Genomic DNA, 21,434 nt, shown 5'->3' with positions numbered 1-21,434 from the left:
GCGCCTTCCCCCCGCCGGTTCCTGCGGCGGGTTGGCGGTGGGAGGAAAAATCCCTCCGCCCAAAATCCAATTTTTTGTAAAACAAGGGGTGCAACCATGGAACGGAAACAACAAAATCAAAGCGCGGCAACTCCCCGCCGGCGCAAAAAGAAAATGAAGCTCCGCTACGGCAGAATCGCTGTGCTGGCCATTGCCTCCGCCCTTGCTATGGGCAGTGTGGGGTATGCCCTCAGCAATACATTTGTAAGCCGTCCTATCGACGCGATGGCTTCCAGCACCGTATCGGTGGTCAGCGGCCGCGATTTGGCCTCGGTGCTCTCCACCCGGGCCAATAATCTCCTGGCTGAACGGAACCAGCAGCTGGCAGAGCAGCAGCTCCCCCAAGAGGAGGAGTCCCACAGCCAGCAGGCGTCTTCCAGCTCTTCCAGCCAGTCTTCCGGCTCCTCCAGCCAGGCTTCCAGCACCCCCGCTTCCAATGGGACAGCTTCCAGCTCGGCACCGGTGAACAATGGCAATTCCTCTGCGGCAAGCTCTTCTGGAGCGGCTTCCAGCCAGGCCCCAGCCACCTTTGATCCCAATTCTCTGGGAGCTTCCGGCGCGGCGAACATTCCCCAGTGGAAGGCCATCAACGCCGATGTCCGGGGTTGGATCAAGGTCCCCAACACCAACATCAGCTACCCAGTGGTCATCGGCCCAGACAACAACTACTATTCCAACTTGGGGTATTACAAAGAGCAGAGCCGGGACGGCGTCATCTGGGCGGATTCCGGCACCAAGTTCGGCAAAAAGGCGGATATCAGCCGCAACACCGTGCTGTACGGCCACAACTGGACCAATATTTCGGCCAACCCCCGCATCGGAAATGTCAATGACCGGATGTTTGCCCAGCTGACCGCTTTCCACCATCTGAATTTTGCCCAAAAGACCCCCTATATCCAGTATTCCACCGAAGATGAGAGCATGATTTTTAAGGTGTTCGCTGTCTTTTATACCGAGGTGGACTTCAACTACATCGCCAGCGATCCCGAGGACCCCAACTTCCTGTACATCATTCAGGAGGCCCAGCGCCGCAGCCGCTTCACCTACGATGTGGACGTCAACACCACCGATAAAATCCTGACCCTGTCCACCTGCACCCGGGCCTATGGCCCCAGTGACCGGCAGCGGTTTGTGGTCATGGCCCGCCTGATGCGGGACGGGGAGGAGATCACCCCCGTCACCATCACCGACAATCCGAACCATAAGAAACCCACCCTGTAATCCGATGCTGCAAAACAGCGAAGGCAATTGCCTTCGCTGTTTTTTCTTTGTGGGGAAAAGGACCCGGCGGTGGCCCCAGATGGAAATTTGGGGTGGTGGCAAATCTCCTGTCCCCATGGGGAGGGAGAGGATTTTGAAAAGCCATCCATATTCCCCATGTGGACCTTCCGTTGGGAGCCACCAAACCAAGGCGCAGCACATTGCCACAAGCGGGCTCCCCCAAATCAGGCGATGATATTCTGCGGTGTCAGCCGGAAGCCCTTGAGCAGAAGGTGAGCCCTCTATCTTACGGGATGAGGCTGAGGGGCGCAATAGAAAAGCAAAAAGCAAAACCCCCGCGGCGGGAAGAACGCCGCGGGGGTTTTGCCGCTTGGGTCGGCTCGAGCACATTCCTTTTGCAGACTGTCTGTGAGAGAGGCAAACAGGAGGATTTGTTGATTGGTAAGAGTGCATAACACGTATGGGGCACACCCCGCCAAAGCCTTAGAGATGGTGGTTTCGCTGGCGGGGCAGGATGGGACTCCCTCGCCTCTCTATTTTATCAGTGGCAGGGGGCTCCCGTTTTGTTGCACCCTCAATTGTGAATCTTTTATGACCTTACCGGCCGATGATGGCCAAGGGGTCCAGGTTGCCGTCAGAGCCTATCAGTTCAAAGTGGATGTGGGTGGGCAGGGAGATTTCGGTGGGGATGGAATCCACCTGGCCGATGGTCTGGCCAGCGTTGACCAGGTCCCCTTCCTTCACCGCCAAATCCTTGGCCAGGCCGCAGTACCGGCTGATGGAACCGTCGCCGTGGGTGATTTCCACCACCTGGCCCCACAGGGTATCCTGGGCCACTTTGGTGACGCTGCCCGCAGCAGCGGCAAAGACTTCAGCGCCTTTATCCGCTTTGATGTCCACCCCGTCGTGGGTGCGCCATTCACCCAGGGTCACATCCTTGACCAGCTCCCCTTGGCTAAAAGAGGTGAGAATTTCGCCCTGCACTGGCAGCACGAAGTCCAAAACGGGCGATTGTACCGGCTGCTCCGAGGGTTCGGAGCTGCTGGAAGATTCGGAAGAAGCCTCGGACGAGGATGAAGAGGTATCCGCCGAAGAGGAGGAAGCCGACGGCTTGGAAACGCCGCTTTGAGGCTTGTCCGCTTCCTCCAGCGAAGGGAAACCCCAGTTTGACTCCGAAGAAGAGAGGGGCAGGCTGGAAGAAGCCCGGTCCAGGATGGCCTTGTTGTTCTGATCGATGCTGTCGATGGTGCGGTCCACTGCGGCCCAGGCGGCTGCTCCTGCGCCGATCAGGCAGAAGGTGAGGGCCACATAAAAACCTTTGCCAGCCATGAATTTACTAAAATTGCCTTTGGTTTGTTTGCTCATAGTGATGATCTCCATTTCCGCCCTGCCGGACGCGGTGGCAGGAGCAAATTTTGCTTTTGAAAACTTCGATAGTAGTTTGAGCGGAAATGAAAAGCTTTATACCGCAAAGAAATCGATTTTGAAGGGAGATTTGCAATATGAAAAAATCCCCTTGGAAGGATTCTTCCAAGGGGGATGGATAGCAGGTCATTTTTGCGGGGGATCTTCCTGCTGCTTTTTGGAAAAGAGCTCCCGGCAGCCGATGTAGATGAGGAAGAGAGCAAACGCCTTGGAAAGGAGCTGGGACCCCAGCTTCCCGGCAATCCAAGAGCCCACCGGGACGCCAATGAGGCCGCACAGCACCGAAGGGAGGACCACCTTCCACTCCACCAGTTTGTTTTTGGCGTGAAAGAGGAGGGACAGGGCGGCGATGGGCAGAAAAAACAGCAGGTTCATCCCCTGGGCATCCAGCTGAGCCATGTTTTGGAACACCGTCAGGTAAATCAGCAGCACCCCGCCCCCGCCCATGCCCAGGGAGCCGAGGACAGCGGCAAAAAAGGCGGCGATTATAGTGGCAATATTCATCGCAGCAACAACCTCACAGCAGAGAATAGAACCAGCGCCCCAAAGATCCGCCGGAGCCACAGGGTGCTCATCCGGGGCAGGAGGTAGGAACCGGCCAAGCAGCCGGCGATCCCGCCGGGCAGGTAGGGGAAGGCTTCCCGCCAGGCCAGGTGCCCGCCCCGCAGGTAGAGATAGGCGCTCACCGCAGAAAGGGGCAGGATAATGGCGATGGAGGTGGCGTGGGATTTCCGGGTCTCCACCCCCATAGCAGACAACATGGGCACCGCCGCCATGCCGCCGCCTGCACCGAACAACCCGTTGAGGAGGCCCGCCGCAAAGCCCAATAGGCCGCTTTTGATCCGGTTCACAGTATCTTCCTCCTTTTTGGGAACTTCTTTGGATTAGCATTCCATTTGGTTTTAAAAATATGCAGCTCCAGCGCCGGGCGGGAAATCCCATTCATGGAAAAGAATTTTCTGCTTTGTGGGTATATCTCTCACGCACAAAAGGGCCTGCAGGGAAGATCTCCCCACAGGCCCTTTGTTTTATGTACTTGGTATTACAGCTCCATACCGCCGGCCAGTGCGTTCAGGACATCATCGGGCAGATCGGTGACGATCCACTTGTTCTCCTCCACAGCGGTGGGGACGGTGACTTCGCTGCTCAAAGTTTTGGCGTCTTCCGCAGAGATGGCGGCGTCCAACATCTCCATAGTTTTGGCCATGATTTCATCTTCGGTAGGCTGCTCGGCGGCGGGCTTAGCAGCTTCCTCGATCGCCCACGCCATCAGATTTTCCTGGGCGACGGTCATTGCTTCATTCATATCCACGTTGGTGATCTTCAAGGTGACTTCGGCAGTTTTGCCATCGGAAGCCTTGTCGGTGCTGACCACTTCAAAAGTGGCCCGCTTCAAAACCATTTTGACAATGTCCAAGTCCTCAGAAGAAAACTCGTCTTTGAGGGTCTGGATCTCCTCGGTTTTGGAGACATAGTTGGCCATGGCGTCAAAATCCATAGCTTTGAAGGACTCCATGCAGCCTAGGACAGCGTCACCAGGCTCGCCTTGTACTTTGCTTCCGCAGCCGGCCAGAGCCAAGCCAAACACCAGAACTACAGCCAAAAGGCCGGAAAGCATTTTTGTCTTTTTCATTGGGATAAACCTCCTCATTTGTTTCAGTGATACGCAACTCACTTTATCACAATATACCAAAAAAACAAATAAAACACAAGCAGAAAATTTGCTATTATTTGGATCCCCCATCCATTTGACAACAATCCCGGACAACCACCGACGCGAGAAGGCAGCCTGCCGCTGGTGGGACAAAGGGGCTGCTCCCCGGGCTGTGCCGCCCGGCAGGGGAATCCGCCGCCACCTGTGCAGGCAGGGGCTGTTCGGTGGAAAAGACCACCCGCAGCCGGGGGACTCCCTGCTTTTTCAGCTCCCGGCGCAGGACCCGGGCCAGGGGACAGCCACACCCGGAGGTGTCTGCGATGTCCCCCACCGTCAGTTTGGAGGGGTCTAGGCGGTTGCCGGTGCCCAGGCAGGCGATGAGGGGGATCCCCCTCTCCCAGCAGGCTTTGGCCAGGTGGAGCTTGGCAGTGACCGTGTCGATGGCGTCCACCACATAATCGGGCTTAAAATCAAAGAGGAAATTGCAGTTGTCCGGCAGGTAAAACTGGTCAGCGGCGAGGATCTCCGCCTCTGGGTGGATGGTGGAAAGCCGCTGCTTAGCAACTAGGCATTTTTTCTTCCCCAGCACGTCCCGGGTGGCGAAAAGCTGCCGGTTCAGGTTGGTTTCATCCACTGTGTCGTGGTCCACAAGGAGCAGGTGGCCGACGCCAGCCCGGCAGAGGGCCTCCGCTGCGCTGCCCCCCACGCCGCCTAAGCCCAGCACCGCAACCCTGGCGTCAGCCAGCCGGGAGAGGGCGCTTTCCCCTAAAATCAGCGCGGTGCGCGCTTGCCAATGGGACATACGATGATCCTCCTTTTCCTCAAAAAAACAAAAAAATACCCCGCCGTACCGTTCCATCGCCTTTTAAAACCCGTCCGAAGACAGGTGGGTGAGCTCCCTCTGAGGTCATGCTCCCTTCGTCCGGCTGGGCCGGGAGGTCTGCAATCGGTCAGAGGAGAATGGCTCTCCCGAAAAGTAAGTGTTGGATTATAAAGCGGCGACAGTATCGTATACAGCAGGGATTTTTTTCACAGGTATTAGTCTTCGAATTCGAAGGTGTCTTTTAAGCGGTCCATAAAGATTTCAGCGACTTTGTTGAACTCATCCTCGTCCTCAATGGGCTCCAGATAGCTGTCTTCTTCTTCCCCAGCGGCTTTGAGGATTACCAGCTCGCCCATGTCGTCCAGAAGTTCTTCGGATTCCTCAAATACCGGGACCATGGCCAGGTAGTGGCCATCTTCGAAATCCATAGCGTCCAGCACCTCGAAGGAATGCTCCACGCCTTCTTCATCCACCAAAGTCAAAATGTCATTGCCAAACTCGTTCTGTTCCATAAATCCTCCCCATTCCACGCTGGGCGGGAATGATGCTTGTTAATTCAGCGCCCCGGGTTGAGGGGCTGCTCTTTTCATATCTCAGTTTAATGCATCCGGGGAAGGTTGTCAAGAACTTGTTGCGGCAGGAATTTTTGAATAAAATTTATAATAAAATGTGGAAAATAACTATTGACAAAAGCTAATGGATGGGGTATTATATAGATGAAATAAGGGATAGATGGAAATCTAGAACGCAGAGAGAGGAGTGGTTCCGATGTACGAAGATACCCCAAAGCAGTCCCATACGGTCGGGGCCGCGCGGAACGCATAGATCGGTTGATTGTTGGGCCTGGAATATCCGCCCATGATGCAGTGGAATTTTTCTACAAGTACCGCTATACATGCTTCCCCAAAGCTTTTGCCGTATGCGTTGGAAACAGTTGAATCATCCAAAGTAAATATTTCAGGTGAGTCCAATGGAAGAATCAATTTCTGGTTCGAGTAAAATTTGATGCAAAGGTTGAGTCCAATGAAATAGCATCTGCCCTATTTATGTTCCTGCATTCTTAAGAAAAGGAATGAAGCAAACCGGTTGGTCGCCCCTCGAAAGTAGTAAAGAGGTAGGCCCGGGAAGCGTGCAATCTGAAAAAGGTGTGTTTCCCCGTGAATGGGAAAGAGACTTCAAATGATTTGGATTGTAGAAAGGCCTTTTTGTAGGATTGCCAAGGTGAAACATGAACAATATAAAGTAAAGGCTGCAATCAAGTTGGGTTGCAGCCTTTTTGATNCCGTTGAGGAGGCCCGCCGCAAAGCCCAATAGGCCGCTTTTGATCCGGTTCACAGTATCTTCCTCCTTTTTGGGAACTTCTTTGGATTAGCATTCCATTTGGTTTTAAAAATATGCAGCTCCAGCGCCGGGCGGGAAATCCCATTCATGGAAAAGAATTTTCTGCTTTGTGGGTATATCTCTCACGCACAAAAGGGCCTGCAGGGAAGATCTCCCCACAGGCCCTTTGTTTTATGTACTTGGTATTACAGCTCCATACCGCCGGCCAGTGCGTTCAGGACATCATCGGGCAGATCGGTGACGATCCACTTGTTCTCCTCCACAGCGGTGGGGACGGTGACTTCGCTGCTCAAAGTTTTGGCGTCTTCCGCAGAGATGGCGGCGTCCAACATCTCCATAGTTTTGGCCATGATTTCATCTTCGGTAGGCTGCTCGGCGGCGGGCTTAGCAGCTTCCTCGATCGCCCACGCCATCAGATTTTCCTGGGCGACGGTCATTGCTTCATTCATATCCACGTTGGTGATCTTCAAGGTGACTTCGGCAGTTTTGCCATCGGAAGCCTTGTCGGTGCTGACCACTTCAAAAGTGGCCCGCTTCAAAACCATTTTGACAATGTCCAAGTCCTCAGAAGAAAACTCGTCTTTGAGGGTCTGGATCTCCTCGGTTTTGGAGACATAGTTGGCCATGGCGTCAAAATCCATAGCTTTGAAGGACTCCATGCAGCCTAGGACAGCGTCACCAGGCTCGCCTTGTACTTTGCTTCCGCAGCCGGCCAGAGCCAAGCCAAACACCAGAACTACAGCCAAAAGGCCGGAAAGCATTTTTGTCTTTTTCATTGGGATAAACCTCCTCATTTGTTTCAGTGATACGCAACTCACTTTATCACAATATACCAAAAAAACAAATAAAACACAAGCAGAAAATTTGCTATTATTTGGATCCCCCATCCATTTGACAACAATCCCGGACAACCACCGACGCGAGAAGGCAGCCTGCCGCTGGTGGGACAAAGGGGCTGCTCCCCGGGCTGTGCCGCCCGGCAGGGGAATCCGCCGCCACCTGTGCAGGCAGGGGCTGTTCGGTGGAAAAGACCACCCGCAGCCGGGGGACTCCCTGCTTTTTCAGCTCCCGGCGCAGGACCCGGGCCAGGGGACAGCCACACCCGGAGGTGTCTGCGATGTCCCCCACCGTCAGTTTGGAGGGGTCTAGGCGGTTGCCGGTGCCCAGGCAGGCGATGAGGGGGATCCCCCTCTCCCAGCAGGCTTTGGCCAGGTGGAGCTTGGCAGTGACCGTGTCGATGGCGTCCACCACATAATCGGGCTTAAAATCAAAGAGGAAATTGCAGTTGTCCGGCAGGTAAAACTGGTCAGCGGCGAGGATCTCCGCCTCTGGGTGGATGGTGGAAAGCCGCTGCTTAGCAACTAGGCATTTTTTCTTCCCCAGCACGTCCCGGGTGGCGAAAAGCTGCCGGTTCAGGTTGGTTTCATCCACTGTGTCGTGGTCCACAAGGAGCAGGTGGCCGACGCCAGCCCGGCAGAGGGCCTCCGCTGCGCTGCCCCCCACGCCGCCTAAGCCCAGCACCGCAACCCTGGCGTCAGCCAGCCGGGAGAGGGCGCTTTCCCCTAAAATCAGCGCGGTGCGCGCTTGCCAATGGGACATACGATGATCCTCCTTTTCCTCAAAAAAACAAAAAAATACCCCGCCGTACCGTTCCATCGCCTTTTAAAACCCGTCCGAAGACAGGTGGGTGAGCTCCCTCTGAGGTCATGCTCCCTTCGTCCGGCTGGGCCGGGAGGTCTGCAATCGGTCAGAGGAGAATGGCTCTCCCGAAAAGTAAGTGTTGGATTATAAAGCGGCGACAGTATCGTATACAGCAGGGATTTTTTTCACAGGTATTAGTCTTCGAATTCGAAGGTGTCTTTTAAGCGGTCCATAAAGATTTCAGCGACTTTGTTGAACTCATCCTCGTCCTCAATGGGCTCCAGATAGCTGTCTTCTTCTTCCCCAGCGGCTTTGAGGATTACCAGCTCGCCCATGTCGTCCAGAAGTTCTTCGGATTCCTCAAATACCGGGACCATGGCCAGGTAGTGGCCATCTTCGAAATCCATAGCGTCCAGCACCTCGAAGGAATGCTCCACGCCTTCTTCATCCACCAAAGTCAAAATGTCATTGCCAAACTCGTTCTGTTCCATAAATCCTCCCCATTCCACGCTGGGCGGGAATGATGCTTGTTAATTCAGCGCCCCGGGTTGAGGGGCTGCTCTTTTCATATCTCAGTTTAATGCATCCGGGGAAGGTTGTCAAGAACTTGTTGCGGCAGGAATTTTTGAATAAAATTTATAATAAAATGTGGAAAATAACTATTGACAAAAGCTAATGGATGGGGTATTATATAGATGAAATAAGGGATAGATGGAAATCTAGAACGCAGAGAGAGGAGTGGTTCCGATGTACGAAGATACCCCAAAGCAGTCCCATACGGTCGGGGCCGCGCGGAACGCATAGATCGGTTGATTGTTGGGCCTGGAATATCCGCCCATGATGCAGTGGAATTTTTCTACAAGTACCGCTATACATGCTTCCCCAAAGCTTTTGCCGTATGCGTTGGAAACAGTTGAATCATCCAAAGTAAATATTTCAGGTGAGTCCAATGGAAGAATCAATTTCTGGTTCGAGTAAAATTTGATGCAAAGGTTGAGTCCAATGAAATAGCATCTGCCCTATTTATGTTCCTGCATTCTTAAGAAAAGGAATGAAGCAAACCGGTTGGTCGCCCCTCGAAAGTAGTAAAGAGGTAGGCCCGGGAAGCGTGCAATCTGAAAAAGGTGTGTTTCCCCGTGAATGGGAAAGAGACTTCAAATGATTTGGATTGTAGAAAGGCCTTTTTGTAGGATTGCCAAGGTGAAACATGAACAATATAAAGTAAAGGCTGCAATCAAGTTGGGTTGCAGCCTTTTTGATTTGCGCAAAATCCCTTTTCTTCCCCAAGGGATTGTGTTACAATGATTGCATGGCAGCTGGCCAATCTGGTTGTGCTGGGCGTGCTTCCAGCCTTGGGTTGGGCGGACAAGCTGGAAACGCCTCCAAAGGCGGCCAGGTTCCCGCACGAGGAATTTTGCCCTTTTTCTGGGGAAACATGGAAACTGCCGTCCCCGCAGCATATGAAACACCAAGAGGTGATCGATTGAAGACATTGAAAATCTTTCTCCCGCTCCTGATAGCTGGCGTGCTTCTGCTGGGGTGCAGCCAAGAGAAGGGGAACGACCCGGCATTTATACCCCCATCGGTGGAGAACAACCAGACGGTGGATGTGGATAAAATCCATCTGTTTCAGCTGGAGGAACCCAAATCCGGCGATACCATCGCCACCATTGAAACCACCCAAGGGGCCTTTGAAGTGGTCTTATACCCTCAGCGGGCCCCCAAGGCGGTGGAGAACTTCACTACCCATGTGACCGAGGGCTACTACAACGGCCTGAAAATTTTCCAGGTGGTGAGGAACAACCGCATCCAGACCGGCGACCCCAACAACGACGGCACCGGGGGGGACAGCATTTGGGGCGGCCCTTTTGAGGATGAATTCGGCTATGATCTGTGGCACTTTACTGGGGCGGTCTGTATGGTGTCCACCGGGGCGGACAGCAACCGGAGCCAGTTCTATGTGGTCTGTTCCGGCGAATTGCCCCAGGAGACCATCCGCCAGATGGAAGAGGCAAAATACCCGCAAAAGGTGATTGACGCCTATAAGGAAAAAGGCGGAGCCCCTTGGCATGACAGCAAGACCACCGTCTTCGGCCAGGTGGTCAGCGGGATGGATGTGGTGCAGAAAATCTGCAACCTCCCCCAGACGGAAAACGTCCCCCAAGAGGATGTCATTGTCACCAATATCACACTGCGCACCGTGGAATAGCCCGACCGGCCGCCGGAGCGGAAGCTCCCGGCCTTGTGGATAGAAGACTTTATTTGATGTGAGAGGAAGATTACCATTGATCCAGTTTGAATCGCCCAAAAAGGGCACTCCGATTGTCACCCTGAAGACCTCCCTGGGGGAGATTGAGCTGATGTTTTTCCCCCAGCAGGCCCCTAAAACCTGTGAAAACTTTTTGACCCATGTGAAAGAGGGCTACTACAATGGTCTGAAATTCCACCGTGTCATCCCGGATTTTATGATCCAGGGCGGTGACCCCACCGGCACTGGCCGCGGCGGACAGAGCATCTGGGGCCGCCCCTTTCCCGACGAGTTCTCCATGGATCTGTGGAATTTCCGCGGGGCCCTTTCCATGGCCAACAGCGGGCCCAACACCAACGGCAGCCAATTTTTTATCGTCCAGGCGCCGGTGGTCAGCGAGGACCTGCTGGGCCAGATGAAGCGGGCTGGCTTCCCGGAGGAGGTCATCGCCCAATATGAGCAGGTGGGCGGCACCCCGTGGCTGGACCGCAAGCACTCGGTGTTCGGTCAGGTGATCCGGGGCATGGATGTGGTGGATGCCATCGCCAATGTGGATACCGACGGCGGCAACATGCCCTTGGAGGATGTCAAAATCCTGGAAGCAGTCTATTCAGAAGCGGAATAGTTTTTTGGCGGGAGGGCGGCAGCTCTCCCGCCTTTGCTTGCTGAATTTTTAGAGGGGGAAACTCCCGCCGCGCATGAATCCCGCCCTCCCGGTCAAAGCTAAGGAAAAAGTGTAGAGAGGCGGTGAGGGTGTGGCACCTTCCAAAAAGCCCAGCCGGTGGGCCTACTTTGTTTCGTCGTTTACCTTGACCTTTCTGGTGCTGGGAGCTTTTACCGGCGTTATGGTGATCTATCTATTCACTGGAAACCCCGGTGAGGAGACTGCCCCAGAACAGGTGGGGGCTTCGGTTTATATTCCCCGGGAATCAGATGATCTGACGGTGTTTTCGGTGGTGGAGGCCGACCAGGACATTTTCCTGTTGGTGCATTACAATCCCACCCGGGGCAAAATTCCCATCCTCTCCCTGCCGCCCCAGCTTCTGGTGGAGGAACCCCCCTCTCCCAAGACGCTGCAGGAGGTGTATGAGGCCGGTGGGGTCGCAGCCACCCGCACGGCATTGGAGCGGCTGTTTGGGGTATCCATCGACCGCCATATGGTCATGGACCGGCAGGGATTCCTGGCGATTGCCGGGGCGTTCGGCCCGGTGGAGTACACCTTGGGGGAGGAGCTGTCCCTCTCCCCGGATGCGGGCGGCGTGGTGCTGAGCGCTGGCAGGCAGCGGCTGGATGGCTCCGCCCTCCTGCGGTTGATGGAGTACCAGGGGTATGACGGCGGGGAGCCCAGCCGGATAAAGGCCATCGCTGAATTGGCCGCAGCTGCGGTCAATCAGAAATTGGGACTGGTCAGCGGGGCCCAGGGGGAGGACTTGTTCCGCAAGGCGGTCAACCAGATGAAGACCGACCTCTCCTTTGTGGATTTTGATGCCCGCCTCTCTTCCGCCCGGATGATGGCGGAGCTAAAGGCATCCCCCGCCCAGGTGATCCCCACCGAGGGCCGGTACAACCAATCCCAGGATATGTTCGCCTTGAGCGAAGTGACCAAGAACATGGTAAAGGACCAGTTCCGGTAAGGGGCCTTGTTTGACCCTGTTTTCACCCTTTCAATCCCGATACCGCAAAAAACAGCGGTATCGGGATTGCTTTTTTTGAGGATTTTCAAAAGCGGCTGCATCCTCAAGACGGATATTTGACTTTCGGGGAAATTCCCGGTATCATGGTCACAATGGAATGCTTGAATAAAATTCGCAGAATGAAAGGAGATATTTTATGGAACTCTATCAAAAACGGTGGCAGAAAGCCCGGGAACTGATGGCCCAAAAAGGGATTGACGCCCTGCTGGTCACCCCTTCCACCGACCTTGCCTACATGACCGGCCACACTGGCCAGTCGATGGAGCGGATTGTCTGCTTTGCCTTGACTCAGGAGCGGGTATTCTTCCTGATGCCCTCTTTTGAGATGGACAACCTGAGCGAGGGGCTGCGCCAGTCGGTGGAGTGTATCGGCTGGAAAGACGGGGAGGACCCCCTTGCCATGCTGGCGGCTCTGCCGGGTATTAAAGGCCGGATCGCCGTGGGCCAGCGGATGTACGGCATCTGGCTGCTGGGCCTTCAGGAGCGCATCCCAGGGGCTCAATGGGTCAACGGGGATGTGATCCTCTCCACCCTGCGCCGGGTCAAGGATGCCCAGGAGCTGGAATACATGTTCCGGGCCCAGCACATGGCAGAAGCCGCGCTGGAGAAACTCTATGCCATCGGCCTGGAGGGCAAGACCGAACGGGAGGTGGCAAGCCTCCTCAGTGAACTGCGGCTGGCCGAAGGGTTGGAGTCAGTTCGGTCGGGCATTGTGGCATGCAGCGAGAACGCCGCCGCACCCCACCATGTCAACGGGGACCGGGTCATCTGCAAAGGGGATTCGGTGATGATGGACTTCGGGGGGCTGTACAAAGGCTACAGCGCCGACATGACCCGCACCTGTGTGGTGGGGAAAGCCCCCGAAGGGTTTGAGGAGATTTACGCCATCGTGCTCAAGGCCCATCTTGCGGTGGCTAAGGCCATCCGGCCCGGCGTGCCCGCCGAAGAGATTGACCGCACCGCCCGCAGGATCATCACCGACGCCGGTTATGGCGCGTATTTCACCCACCGGGTGGGCCATGGCATCGGGCTGGACGTCCACGAGGACCCCTACATGGTGGAGGGGAACAAAGAGCTGTTGGTGCCGGGCAACGTCTTCTCCGACGAGCCGGGCATCTACCTGCCCGGGCGGTTCGGCATCCGCATCGAAAACCTGATGGTGGTCACCGAGACCGGCTCCAAGGCCCTCAACGAGATGGGGCTGGAGCTGCGGGTGGTGGGTTAACCAAATTTCCCCCGTTGCATATACACAAAAAACGATCCCCCTTCTTTGCAAAGAAGGGGGATCGTTTTTATCAGACAGATTATTTGGTGCCGAAGATCCGGTCGCCGGCATCGCCCAGCCCGGGAAGGATGTATTTGTTCTCATCCAGTTTTTCATCCAGGGCGGCGCAATAGACCTGTACATCGGGGTGGGCGGTAGTCAAGGCGTCCAGCCCTTCAGGGGCGGCGATGATGCACATGAACTTGATGTTCTGCACCCCTTCTTTTTTCAGCAGGTTGATGGCTTCTACTGCGGAACCGCCGGTGGCCAGCATGGGGTCCAGCACGATGACGTGGCGGCTGGCGATGTCCTTGGGCAGTTTGCAGTAGTAGTCCACCGGTTTGTGGGATTCAGGATCCCGGTAGATGCCGATGTGGCCCACCTTGGCAGCGGGGATCATCTCCAGCACGCCGTCCACCATGCCAAGGCCCGCCCGCAGGATGGGCACAAAGGCCAGTTTGCGGCCAGAGATCACGTTGGACTTGGTCATGGTCATGGGGGTCTCAATCTCCACCTCTTTCAAAGGCAGGTCGCGGGTGGCCTCATAGCACATCAGCATGGAGACTTCGGCGATCATCTCCCGGAACTCCTTGGAGCCGGTGCGCTTGTCCCGCAGCAGGGTCAGCTTGTGCTGGATCAGGGGGTGATCCATAATCAACGGTTTGTTTGCCATAGCAAAAACTCCTCTCAAAATCAATGGAATAGGGGATGCCGCTTATTGGGCCGCTTCGATGGCGGTAATTTTGTCGATCCGGCGCTGATGGCGTCCGCCTTCAAATTCCGTATGGAGGAACACCTCCACCAGTTCGGTGGCCAGGCCGGGGCCCACCACCCGTCCGCCCATGCACAGCACATTGGCGTCGTTGTGAAGGCGGGTGTATTTGGCGCTGAAGTAATCGGAGCAGCAGGCAGCCCGGATGCCCTTGACCTTGTTGGCGGCCATGGAGATGCCGATGCCGGTGCCGCAGATGAGGATGCCCCGGTCGCACCGGCCGGAGACGATGGCCTGGCAGGCCGCGTTTGCAATATCGGGATAATCGCAGGATTCCCCGGTCAGGGTGCCAAAATCCTCATAGGCGATCTGTTTGGAGTCCAGGTACTTTTTGATTTCTTCCTTGAGGGCGTAGCCGCCGTGGTCGCTGCCGATGGCCAGCATATACATCAACCTTTCTGATTTTGTTTGCGCAGGAGCTCCCGCTCCGCCTGGGGCAGGCGCAGATAAGCTGGGGCCAACTCCGCCGCCGGGACAGCTGCTTCCAGGTCCTCTAGGGCCGCTTGGGCCACGCTGGACGCTTTTTGGAACAGAAGGGAGGGCGGAGCCAGGACGATATTCGGGCAGGAGCCGATACATTCATTATAGCACAGCTTGGCCCCGTCGCCAACTAAAAATACCCGTTTGGAAAGGCGGGAAAGACGGTTTTCCAACTGGGTGAGGGGAATGGCGGAGTCCTCTTCCACCTGGACGGGGCGGCCGCCCACCATCTCAAAGAGGGCGGTGTACACCTGCTGGCAGCGGGCATCCATGACAGGGCAGACATAGCCGTCAAACCCCAGAAGGTTGTAGGCCATCCCCTTGAGGGTGGAAACTGGGATACAGGGCTTCCCAAGGGCGTGGGCCATGCCCTTGACTGCGGCGATGCCGATGCGAAGGCCGGTGAAGGAGCCAGGCCCGGTGGAGACGGCAAACAAATCCACCTGGGAAAGGGAGGTCTGGGTGGCCTTCAGCAGGTCCTCCACCATGGGCATGGCCGTCTGGCTGTGGGTGAGTTTGGCGTTGATGAAGAATTCCCCCAGCAGCCGCTCGTCCTCCCAAAGGGCGGCGGAGGCGGCCAGGGAGGAGGTGTCAAGCGAGAGCAGCTTCAAGGCGCTCATCCCCCTTTATGGTGATTTTTCGGGTGGTGTCGTCCACCCGTTCCAAGGATACTTGGATGCAGCCTTCGGGCAGGGTCCCGGCGATGTTTTCGCTCCACTCGATGGCCAGGATGCCGCCGTAATCCAGGTAATCAAAGAACCCGGTGGAGTACAAGTCGGAGAAGCTCTCCACCCGGAACATGTCGAAGTGATAGAGGGTGGCATTCTCCCCCCGGTATTCGTTGACTAGGGAGAAAGTGGGGCTGGAGACGTCGGCGGCGATGCCAAGGCCCCTGCAAAGGCCCCGGGTAAAGGCAGTTTTGCCCATCCCCATGCCGCCTTCATAGGCGATGATATCCCCAGGGGAAAGAAGCGCCGCCAGCTTCCCGGCCAGTTCTTCGGTCTCCTGGGGGCTGTGGGTAATAAAGGTTTTCATAGCGGAAGCGCTCCTTTCAGGCCGCCAGGGCTCTGCCCAGCGGCAGTTGCAATTGGTTCGGTTAAAACAGTCCCAGGATGCTGCCCTGTTCGTCTACATCAATTTTACAGGCGGCAGGCTGTTTTGGCAAGCCCGGCATGGTCATAATATCACCGGTGAGCAGCACCACAAACCCGGCCCCGGCAGAGAGGCGGGCCTCCTTCACCGTAATGGTGAAGCCGGTGGGCCGGCCCAGCAGGGAGGGGTCGTCGGACAGGGAGTACTGGGTCTTGGCTACGCAGATGGGCAGATCCCCTTTTCCAAGGGCGGTGATATCCTTGATGGCTTTTTCCGCAGCGGGGGTGTAGTTGACCCCGTCGGCGCCGTAGATCTCCCGGGCGATGATGGCCATCTTTTCCTTGATGGGCAGCTTCTCATCGTAGAGGAAGCGGAAGGAACTTTCCTCCTCGCAGGCGGCAACTACCTTGTTGGCCAGGTCGATGGCCCCTTCGCCGCCTTTGGCGAAATGTTCGCAGAGGGAGAAGGGGACCCCTTTCTGGGTCAGGAAATCGGTGAGGAAGGAGATCTCCGCCTCGGTGTCGGTGTAAAAGCGGTTGATAGCCACCACCACCGGCACGCCGAATTTATGCAGGTTGTCGATGTGGGCTTCCAGGTTGGAGACGCCTTTTTTCAGGGCGTCCACATTCTCCTGGGAGACCTCCTTTTTGGGCACGCCGCCGTTGTACTTCAGCGCCCGCATGGTGGCCACCAGCACGATGGCAGAGGGGGCCAGTCCGGCGTACCGGCATTTGATGTCCAGGAATTTCTCCGCGCCCAGGTCGGAGCCGAAGCCGGCCTCGGTGATGCAGTAATCCCCCAGCTTGAGGGCCAGCTTGGTGGCCCGCACCGAGTTGCACCCGTGGGCGATGTTGGCGAAGGGGCCGCCGTGCATCAGGGCGGGGGTGTTCTCCAGGGTTTGGACCAGGTTGGGCTTCAAGGCGTCTTTGAGCAGGGCTGCCATGGCGCCGTGGGCCTCCAGATCGCGGCAGTAGACCGGCTCGCCGGAGAGGTTGTAGGCGATGAGGATGTCACCCAGCCGTTTTTTCAGGTCGGCAAGGTCGGCAGCCAGGCAGAGGATGGCCATGACCTCGCTGGCCACGGTGATCTGGAACCCATCCTCCCGGGGCATGCCGTTGGGCTTGCCGCCCAGGCCCACCACCACCTGGCGCAGTGCCCGGTCATTCATGTCCATGCAGCGTTTAAAGAGGATGCGCCGGGGGTCGATGGAAAGGGTGTTGCCCTGCTGCAGGTGGTTGTCGATCATGGCGCAGAGCAGGTTGTTGGCTGCGGTGATGGCGTGCATATCCCCGGTGAAATGGAGGTTGATGTCCTCCATGGGAACCACCTGGGAGTAGCCGCCTCCGGCTGCGCCCCCCTTGACCCCGAACACCGGGCCCAGGGAGGGCTCCCGCAGGGCGATGACGGCGTTTTTGCCAATGCGGTGCATGGCCTGTCCCAGGCCGACGGTGGTGGTGGTTTTGCCTTCCCCGGCGGGGGTGGGGTTGATGGCGGTGACCAGCACCAGTTTGCCGTCTTTGCGGCCCTCCAAGCGGGAGAAAATCCCCTCGGAGAGTTTTGCTTTGTAGCGGCCGTAGGGCTCCAGCTCCTCGGGGAGCACGCCCAGGCGTTCTGCGATGTCGGCGATTGGCAGCATGGTGCACTGCTGCGCGATTTCGATGTCAGTGAGCATATGGTTTCTCCTTTGTTCTCTCCCTGGATAGGGAGGCGTTCTTATGTTTGAGTATAGCAGGAAACCCCAAAAAGTGCTATGGGGGAATTCCCATTTTTCACCGGGCGGGAAGATTTTCGGAAAAACTTGCAGGGAATGGGTTTACCCACTATAATAAAAATAGCGAAACCGCCGGATCGGGCTGCCGTTTTCCTTGGAGTGGGGAAGCGGCCCGCGACACCCCAATTTGTGAAAACCGAAGGCGCTGCCTTTGGGGGAGGACCCAATACGATGAAACGAGTTTTTTCCGCAGTCTATGGGTATCTGCGGGATACCGATAAACTGTACTATGCCCTCTGCCTCTCCTGCACTGCACTCTCCGTTGTGCTCCTGCTGGGGATGTATGAAGCGGGCTTTTTTACCCGGATGCGCCTGGTCTACACCCAGCTGTTGGCGGCGGGCATCGGCCTTCTGGGGGCGGTGATCCTCTCCAAAATGGATTACCACACCATCGCCAAACTGTGGAAGCTCCATGTCCCTTTGGCCTATACCTTGGTGCTGATGACCTTCCTCTTCGGCACTGGGCGGGATGGGGTGGATGACCAGGCTTGGCTGCCTATCCCCTTTATCGGAGGGACTATCCAGCCCTCAGAGTTTTTGAAGATCAGCTTTATTGTGGCCTTTGCCCTCCATTTGTCAGAGGTGCAGAACGAAATCAACAACCCCAAGGTGCTGGCCACTTTGGTGGCCCATGGGGCGGCTCCCATTCTGCTGGTGATGCTCCAGGGGGACCACGGCACGGCCTTGGTCTTTCTGGTGATCTTCGCCGCCATGCTGTTTGTGGCGGGCATCCACTGGAAGTATATCTTTATGGCGGCGGGCAGTGCCGTCGCCCTTCTGCCCATTGTCTGGTTCTTTATTATGGATGAAGACAAGCGAATGCGGGTGCGGGTGATGCTCAACCCGGCTCTTGACCCCCAGAACACCGGGTGGCAGCAGCTCACCGGGCGGATCGCCATCGGCTCTGGCCGGATGTGGGGGGTGGGCATCTTTGCCGATAAGCACCAGTATGTGCCGGAGATTTACAACGACTTCATCTTCTCCTTTATAGGGGAGGCGCTGGGGTTTGTCGGTACGCTGGTGGTAATTTTCCTGCTGTGCGGCATCTGTGGCAAGGCACTGCTCACCGGCGGTCTGGCCGGGGATTACCTGGGCCGGTATATCTGCGTGGGCGTCTTTGCCATGATGGCCTTCCAAGTGGTTGTCAACATCGGCATGAACATCGGCCTGATGCCGGTGGTGGGCATCACCCTGCCTTTTTTCTCCTCCGGCGGCAGTTCCCTGCTGTCCAACTACCTGGCTATGGGGCTGGTGCTCAGCGTGTATATGGGCAGCAAGCCCAATTTGTTCAGCAAGCGGTGATATGCAGTCCAGCGGGGGCTTTAAGCCTCCGCTGTTTTTCCATGGCAGAGAAAAGCCCACCATTTTTCCCGTTTGCACCGGGCGGATTTGTTATTTTTCACGAGACTGTTCATATAATTGACTGAAACGGGAAAATTCCCTTGAAAAAAATGCCGAAACTTGCAATAATAGTGGATGTAGAGGTATCCACCTACAACCAAAACCGCATGGGAAGGCATTGCCATGCGGCAATTTTATCCCAATCACCAAAAGGGGCGTGTTAGTTTGCAGGATGTTTGCGCCATCATTCTGGCGGCCGGAGACGGCAAGCGGATGAAATCCAAATCCTCCAAGGTGCTGTGCGAGGTACTGTTTAAACCCATGCTAAAATGGGTGTTGGACAGCTGTTTTGCCTCGGGGATTGAAACGGTGTGCACCGTGGTGTCAGACCATGCAAAGGACGTGCTGGCCATTGTGCCGGAAAACTGTGCCATCGCGGTGCAGAAGGAGCGCAGGGGTACAGGCCACGCTGTGATGATGGCCCGTGAGTTTCTGGAATCCAATGTGGATGGGGACGTCCTCCTCCTGTATGGGGACACCCCGTTTGTGGACGAGGAGACCATCCGTGCAGCCTATGAGGTCCACCGGGCTGGGGGGAATGCCGTCACCGTTGTGACAGCGGACCTGGAGCAGCCCCGCGGCTATGGCCGGATCCTGCGGCAGGATGGGAAATTCTCCGCCATTGTGGAGGAGAAAGACGCCACCGAGGAGCAGCGGGCTATCCGGGAGATCAATTCTGGGATCTACTGGTTCCGAACCGCCTTCCTGTTGGAGGCGCTGAACCGGATCACCTGCGACAACGCCGCCGGTGAATACTATATCACCGATACAGTTGCCATTGCCAAGGGGATGGGCCAGCCAGTGGGGGTGTACCGGTCTCCCCGGGCGGATGTGGTGCTGGGCGCCAACGACCGCAAGGGCCTTCACCAGCTCAACGAGACTGCCCGGATGCGGGTGCTGGAAAAGCTGATGGATCTTGGGGTTGACATCCCCTTCACCGATGGGGTGGTGATCTCACCGGACGCGGTGATCGGCGCCGATACCCGCATCCTGCCGGGGACGGTTATCAAAGGCAAGACCCGCATCGGCGAGGGCTGCGAGATCGGCCCTAACACCGAGTTGAACAACTGCCGCATCGGTGAAGGGGTGCGGGTCCACTCCTCCCTTTTGGAGGACAGCACGGTGGGAGATGGGGCGCGCATCGGACCATTTGCCCATCTGCGGCCCGGCACCACCCTACAGGCCGGCGTTAAAGTGGGAAATTTTGTGGAAGTGAAAAACTCGGTGGTGGGGGAGAAAACCTCCATCGCCCACCTGACTTACATCGGAGACAGCGATGTGGGCGCAGGGGTCAACTTTGGCTGCGGGGTGGTTACCGCCAACTACGACGGTGCGAAAAAACACCGCACTGTGGTGGGGGATGGCGCTTTTATCTGCTGCAACACCAATTTGATTGCCCCTGTCACTTTGGGGGAGGGCTGCATCACTGGCGCCGGTACCACCGTCACCGATGACGTACCCCCCTATGCCTTGGCCATTGGCCGCCAGAGGCAGGAGAATAAGGAAAATTGGGCCAAGGAAAAAGGAAAATACCGGAAAAAACAGTAGGCTGCCAACCTGGAGTCCCAAGGTGGTCAATATAAAAAAGGAGTTTAGTAAAATGAATCTGCATGGCAAGGACATTAAGATTTTTACAGCGAATTCCAACCCTGATGTAGCGGCTGAAATTGCAAAACAGCTGAACCTCCCCTTGGGAGCTGCCGAGGTCAAAACCTTCTCCGACGGGGAAATCTCCGTCTCCATCAACGAATCGGTCCGCGGCTCTGACGTATTTGTGGTGCAGTCCACCTGCTCCCCCGTCAACGACCATTTGATGGAACTCTTGATTATGATTGACGCCTTTAAGCGGGCTTCTGCCGGCCGGATCACCGCGGTGATGCCCTATTTTGGCTATGCCCGGCAGGACCGCAAGGCCAAGGCCCGCGACCCGATCTCCGCCAAGCTGTGCGCCGATCTGATCACCGCCGCCGGTGCCGACCGGGTGCTGACCATGGACCTTCACGCCGCCCAGATCCAGGGCTTTTTTGACATCCCAGTGGACCATCTGCTGGGTGTTCCCCTGCTGGTCCCCTACTTCAAAGAGTATTTCAAAGACCTTCCCAAGGATGAGCTGGTGGTGGTTTCCCCCGACCTGGGTTCGGTGACCCGCGCCCGGAAGTTCGCCGAAAAATTTGACGCGCCCATCGCCATCATCGACAAGCGCCGTCCCAAAGCCAACGTCTCTGAGGTGATGAACATCATCGGCGAGGTCGCCGGCAAGACCTGCGTCATCGTGGATGACTTGATTGACACCGCCGGCACCCTGTGCAACGCCGCTGCCGCCCTGGTGGAAAAAGGCAGGGCCAAAAAGGTCATCGCCTGCGCCACCCACGGCGTCCTCTCCGGTCCAGCCATCGAGCGCCTGGAAAAGAGTGTCATCGACGAACTGGTCATCCTGGACACCATCCCTCTCAACGACCGGACCCGCCATCCCATGATCAAGACCATTTCGGTGGCGCCTGTGTTTGCAGAGGCGATCGAGCGGATTTATGAGGACAAACCGGTTTCCCCGCTGTTTGTGTAATCACA

The 21,434-nt window shown here is 56.5% G+C and carries 23 protein-coding genes and 2 other RNA genes; 9 read left to right on the top strand and 16 right to left on the bottom strand.

Translation table 11 applies throughout. The annotated features are described in order from the left end of the window. Nucleotides 1-96 precede the first annotated feature (96 nt). Nucleotides 97-1,260, top strand: a complete 1,164-nt coding sequence (locus BQ5353_RS05250; RefSeq protein WP_071427438.1) for a class B sortase — start codon at nucleotides 97-99, stop codon at nucleotides 1,258-1,260. Nucleotides 1,261-1,857: 597 nt separating this feature from the next. Here the strand turns inward: BQ5353_RS05250 and BQ5353_RS05240 are convergent. From BQ5353_RS05240 to BQ5353_RS05190, 11 genes are all read right to left on the bottom strand, one after another. Next, a complete protein-coding gene (locus tag BQ5353_RS05240) occupies nucleotides 1,858-2,625 on the bottom strand; it encodes a M23 family metallopeptidase (RefSeq protein WP_054332041.1) in 768 nt (255 codons plus the stop codon). Nucleotides 2,626-2,811: 186 nt separating this feature from the next. Further along, complete coding sequence (locus BQ5353_RS05235; protein WP_071427437.1) at nucleotides 2,812-3,189, bottom strand: sulfite exporter TauE/SafE family protein; 378 nt, start codon at nucleotides 3,187-3,189, stop codon at nucleotides 2,812-2,814. Beyond that, nucleotides 3,186-3,536: a sulfite exporter TauE/SafE family protein gene (locus BQ5353_RS05230; protein WP_054332040.1), complete on the bottom strand. Its 351-nt coding sequence runs from the start codon at nucleotides 3,534-3,536 to the stop codon at nucleotides 3,186-3,188. The genes BQ5353_RS05235 and BQ5353_RS05230 overlap by 4 nt, the downstream gene beginning before the upstream one ends. A 191-nt stretch (nucleotides 3,537-3,727) precedes the next feature. Beyond that, nucleotides 3,728-4,318: a hypothetical protein gene (locus BQ5353_RS05225; RefSeq protein WP_054332039.1), complete on the bottom strand. Its 591-nt coding sequence runs from the start codon at nucleotides 4,316-4,318 to the stop codon at nucleotides 3,728-3,730. A 94-nt stretch (nucleotides 4,319-4,412) separates the two neighbouring features. Next, nucleotides 4,413-5,141: a tRNA threonylcarbamoyladenosine dehydratase gene (locus BQ5353_RS05220; RefSeq protein WP_071427436.1), complete on the bottom strand. Its 729-nt coding sequence runs from the start codon at nucleotides 5,139-5,141 to the stop codon at nucleotides 4,413-4,415. Between the two features lie 33 nt (nucleotides 5,142-5,174). Further along, a non-coding RNA gene (gene ssrS / locus BQ5353_RS05215) (6S RNA) lies at nucleotides 5,175-5,365 on the bottom strand. Between the two features lie 12 nt (nucleotides 5,366-5,377). After that, entirely contained in the window at nucleotides 5,378-5,674 is a 297-nt protein-coding gene (locus BQ5353_RS05210; RefSeq protein WP_054332038.1) for a DUF1292 domain-containing protein, read from the bottom strand. Between the two features lie 1,014 nt (nucleotides 5,675-6,688). Next, nucleotides 6,689-7,279, bottom strand: coding sequence for a hypothetical protein (locus BQ5353_RS05205; protein WP_054332039.1), 591 nt, complete (start codon nucleotides 7,277-7,279; stop codon nucleotides 6,689-6,691). A 94-nt stretch (nucleotides 7,280-7,373) separates the two neighbouring features. After that, the gene (locus BQ5353_RS05200; RefSeq protein ID WP_071427436.1) at nucleotides 7,374-8,102 is read right to left on the bottom strand and encodes a tRNA threonylcarbamoyladenosine dehydratase; all 729 of its coding nucleotides are present in this window, start codon (nucleotides 8,100-8,102) and stop codon (nucleotides 7,374-7,376) included. A gap of 33 nt (nucleotides 8,103-8,135) precedes the next feature. Beyond that, a non-coding RNA gene (gene ssrS, locus BQ5353_RS05195) (6S RNA) lies at nucleotides 8,136-8,326 on the bottom strand. Between the two features lie 12 nt (nucleotides 8,327-8,338). Then, nucleotides 8,339-8,635, bottom strand: a complete 297-nt coding sequence (locus BQ5353_RS05190) for a DUF1292 domain-containing protein (protein WP_054332038.1) — start codon at nucleotides 8,633-8,635, stop codon at nucleotides 8,339-8,341. A gap of 810 nt (nucleotides 8,636-9,445) precedes the next feature. Between BQ5353_RS05190 and BQ5353_RS13040 the strand changes: the two genes are divergently transcribed. From BQ5353_RS13040 to BQ5353_RS05165, 5 genes are all read left to right on the top strand, one after another. Beyond that, entirely contained in the window at nucleotides 9,446-9,631 is a 186-nt protein-coding gene (locus tag BQ5353_RS13040) for a hypothetical protein (RefSeq protein ID WP_071427435.1), read from the top strand. After that, nucleotides 9,628-10,353 carry a peptidylprolyl isomerase gene (locus BQ5353_RS05180; protein WP_162273110.1) on the top strand — a complete coding sequence of 242 codons (726 nt, stop codon included), beginning with the start codon at nucleotides 9,628-9,630 and terminating at the stop codon, nucleotides 10,351-10,353. Before BQ5353_RS13040 ends, BQ5353_RS05180 begins: the two co-directional genes overlap by 4 nt. A gap of 76 nt (nucleotides 10,354-10,429) precedes the next feature. After that, nucleotides 10,430-11,017 (top strand): peptidylprolyl isomerase, encoded by a 588-nt coding sequence (locus BQ5353_RS05175; RefSeq protein ID WP_071427434.1) that lies wholly within the window; start codon nucleotides 10,430-10,432, stop codon nucleotides 11,015-11,017. 130 nt (nucleotides 11,018-11,147) lie between these two features. Next, nucleotides 11,148-12,026 (top strand): LCP family protein, encoded by an 879-nt coding sequence (locus BQ5353_RS05170; protein ID WP_071427433.1) that lies wholly within the window; start codon nucleotides 11,148-11,150, stop codon nucleotides 12,024-12,026. Between the two features lie 196 nt (nucleotides 12,027-12,222). Continuing rightward, complete coding sequence (locus tag BQ5353_RS05165; protein WP_071427432.1) at nucleotides 12,223-13,311, top strand: M24 family metallopeptidase; 1,089 nt, start codon at nucleotides 12,223-12,225, stop codon at nucleotides 13,309-13,311. Nucleotides 13,312-13,390: 79 nt separating this feature from the next. On the opposite strand, the gene upp is transcribed toward BQ5353_RS05165, so the two are convergent. The 5 genes from upp to BQ5353_RS05140 all read right to left on the bottom strand — a co-directional run bounded on the left by upp (nucleotide 13,391) and on the right by BQ5353_RS05140 (nucleotide 17,366). Beyond that, nucleotides 13,391-14,023 (bottom strand): uracil phosphoribosyltransferase, encoded by a 633-nt coding sequence (upp, locus tag BQ5353_RS05160; RefSeq protein ID WP_071427431.1) that lies wholly within the window; start codon nucleotides 14,021-14,023, stop codon nucleotides 13,391-13,393. A gap of 42 nt (nucleotides 14,024-14,065) precedes the next feature. Beyond that, a complete protein-coding gene (rpiB, locus tag BQ5353_RS05155) occupies nucleotides 14,066-14,506 on the bottom strand; it encodes a ribose 5-phosphate isomerase B (RefSeq protein ID WP_054332065.1) in 441 nt (146 codons plus the stop codon). A gap of 5 nt (nucleotides 14,507-14,511) precedes the next feature. Further along, on the bottom strand, nucleotides 14,512-15,222 hold the full coding sequence (tsaB, locus tag BQ5353_RS05150) for a tRNA (adenosine(37)-N6)-threonylcarbamoyltransferase complex dimerization subunit type 1 TsaB (protein ID WP_231358676.1): 711 nt from the start codon (nucleotides 15,220-15,222) through the stop codon (nucleotides 14,512-14,514). After that, nucleotides 15,194-15,637, bottom strand: a complete 444-nt coding sequence (gene tsaE / locus BQ5353_RS05145) for a tRNA (adenosine(37)-N6)-threonylcarbamoyltransferase complex ATPase subunit type 1 TsaE (RefSeq protein ID WP_054332031.1) — start codon at nucleotides 15,635-15,637, stop codon at nucleotides 15,194-15,196. The genes tsaB and tsaE overlap by 29 nt, the downstream gene beginning before the upstream one ends. A gap of 61 nt (nucleotides 15,638-15,698) precedes the next feature. After that, nucleotides 15,699-17,366: a formate--tetrahydrofolate ligase gene (locus BQ5353_RS05140; protein WP_054332030.1), complete on the bottom strand. Its 1,668-nt coding sequence runs from the start codon at nucleotides 17,364-17,366 to the stop codon at nucleotides 15,699-15,701. Nucleotides 17,367-17,636: 270 nt separating this feature from the next. On the opposite strand from BQ5353_RS05140, the gene BQ5353_RS05135 reads away from it, so the two are divergent. From BQ5353_RS05135 to BQ5353_RS05120, 3 genes are all read left to right on the top strand, one after another. Further along, nucleotides 17,637-18,767: an FtsW/RodA/SpoVE family cell cycle protein gene (locus BQ5353_RS05135; RefSeq protein WP_071427429.1), complete on the top strand. Its 1,131-nt coding sequence runs from the start codon at nucleotides 17,637-17,639 to the stop codon at nucleotides 18,765-18,767. Nucleotides 18,768-19,031: 264 nt separating this feature from the next. Beyond that, on the top strand, nucleotides 19,032-20,414 hold the full coding sequence (gene glmU / locus BQ5353_RS05125) for a bifunctional UDP-N-acetylglucosamine diphosphorylase/glucosamine-1-phosphate N-acetyltransferase GlmU (protein ID WP_231358679.1): 1,383 nt from the start codon (nucleotides 19,032-19,034) through the stop codon (nucleotides 20,412-20,414). Nucleotides 20,415-20,466: 52 nt separating this feature from the next. After that, the gene (locus BQ5353_RS05120; protein ID WP_054332027.1) at nucleotides 20,467-21,429 is read left to right on the top strand and encodes a ribose-phosphate pyrophosphokinase; all 963 of its coding nucleotides are present in this window, start codon (nucleotides 20,467-20,469) and stop codon (nucleotides 21,427-21,429) included. Nucleotides 21,430-21,434 lie beyond the last annotated feature (5 nt).

It is taken from the genome of Merdimmobilis hominis, assembly GCF_900104615.1.
Taxonomy (GTDB): domain Bacteria; phylum Bacillota; class Clostridia; order Oscillospirales; family Ruminococcaceae; genus Merdimmobilis; species Merdimmobilis hominis.
Note: the sequence above shows the minus strand (reverse complement) of the source record. Positions and strands in the feature narration are given on the sequence as shown.

Coding starts and splice junctions, on each gene's coding strand:
- BQ5353_RS05240 (WP_054332041.1), bottom strand. CDS start 2,625: ATGAGCAAACAAACCAAAGGCAATTTTAGTAAATTCATGGCTGGCAAA.
- BQ5353_RS05205 (WP_054332039.1), bottom strand. CDS start 7,279: ATGAAAAAGACAAAAATGCTTTCCGGCCTTTTGGCTGTAGTTCTGGTG.
- BQ5353_RS05235 (WP_071427437.1), bottom strand. CDS start 3,189: ATGAATATTGCCACTATAATCGCCGCCTTTTTTGCCGCTGTCCTCGGC.
- upp (WP_071427431.1), bottom strand. CDS start 14,023: ATGGCAAACAAACCGTTGATTATGGATCACCCCCTGATCCAGCACAAG.
- BQ5353_RS05135 (WP_071427429.1), top strand. CDS start 17,637: ATGAAACGAGTTTTTTCCGCAGTCTATGGGTATCTGCGGGATACCGAT.
- BQ5353_RS05140 (WP_054332030.1), bottom strand. CDS start 17,366: ATGCTCACTGACATCGAAATCGCGCAGCAGTGCACCATGCTGCCAATC.
- BQ5353_RS05120 (WP_054332027.1), top strand. CDS start 20,467: ATGAATCTGCATGGCAAGGACATTAAGATTTTTACAGCGAATTCCAAC.
- rpiB (WP_054332065.1), bottom strand. CDS start 14,506: ATGCTGGCCATCGGCAGCGACCACGGCGGCTACGCCCTCAAGGAAGAA.
- BQ5353_RS05200 (WP_071427436.1), bottom strand. CDS start 8,102: ATGTCCCATTGGCAAGCGCGCACCGCGCTGATTTTAGGGGAAAGCGCC.
- BQ5353_RS05225 (WP_054332039.1), bottom strand. CDS start 4,318: ATGAAAAAGACAAAAATGCTTTCCGGCCTTTTGGCTGTAGTTCTGGTG.
- tsaE (WP_054332031.1), bottom strand. CDS start 15,637: ATGAAAACCTTTATTACCCACAGCCCCCAGGAGACCGAAGAACTGGCC.
- BQ5353_RS05250 (WP_071427438.1), top strand. CDS start 97: ATGGAACGGAAACAACAAAATCAAAGCGCGGCAACTCCCCGCCGGCGC.
- tsaB (WP_231358676.1), bottom strand. CDS start 15,222: ATGAGCGCCTTGAAGCTGCTCTCGCTTGACACCTCCTCCCTGGCCGCC.
- BQ5353_RS05210 (WP_054332038.1), bottom strand. CDS start 5,674: ATGGAACAGAACGAGTTTGGCAATGACATTTTGACTTTGGTGGATGAA.
- BQ5353_RS05190 (WP_054332038.1), bottom strand. CDS start 8,635: ATGGAACAGAACGAGTTTGGCAATGACATTTTGACTTTGGTGGATGAA.
- BQ5353_RS05220 (WP_071427436.1), bottom strand. CDS start 5,141: ATGTCCCATTGGCAAGCGCGCACCGCGCTGATTTTAGGGGAAAGCGCC.
- BQ5353_RS13040 (WP_071427435.1), top strand. CDS start 9,446: ATGATTGCATGGCAGCTGGCCAATCTGGTTGTGCTGGGCGTGCTTCCA.
- BQ5353_RS05165 (WP_071427432.1), top strand. CDS start 12,223: ATGGAACTCTATCAAAAACGGTGGCAGAAAGCCCGGGAACTGATGGCC.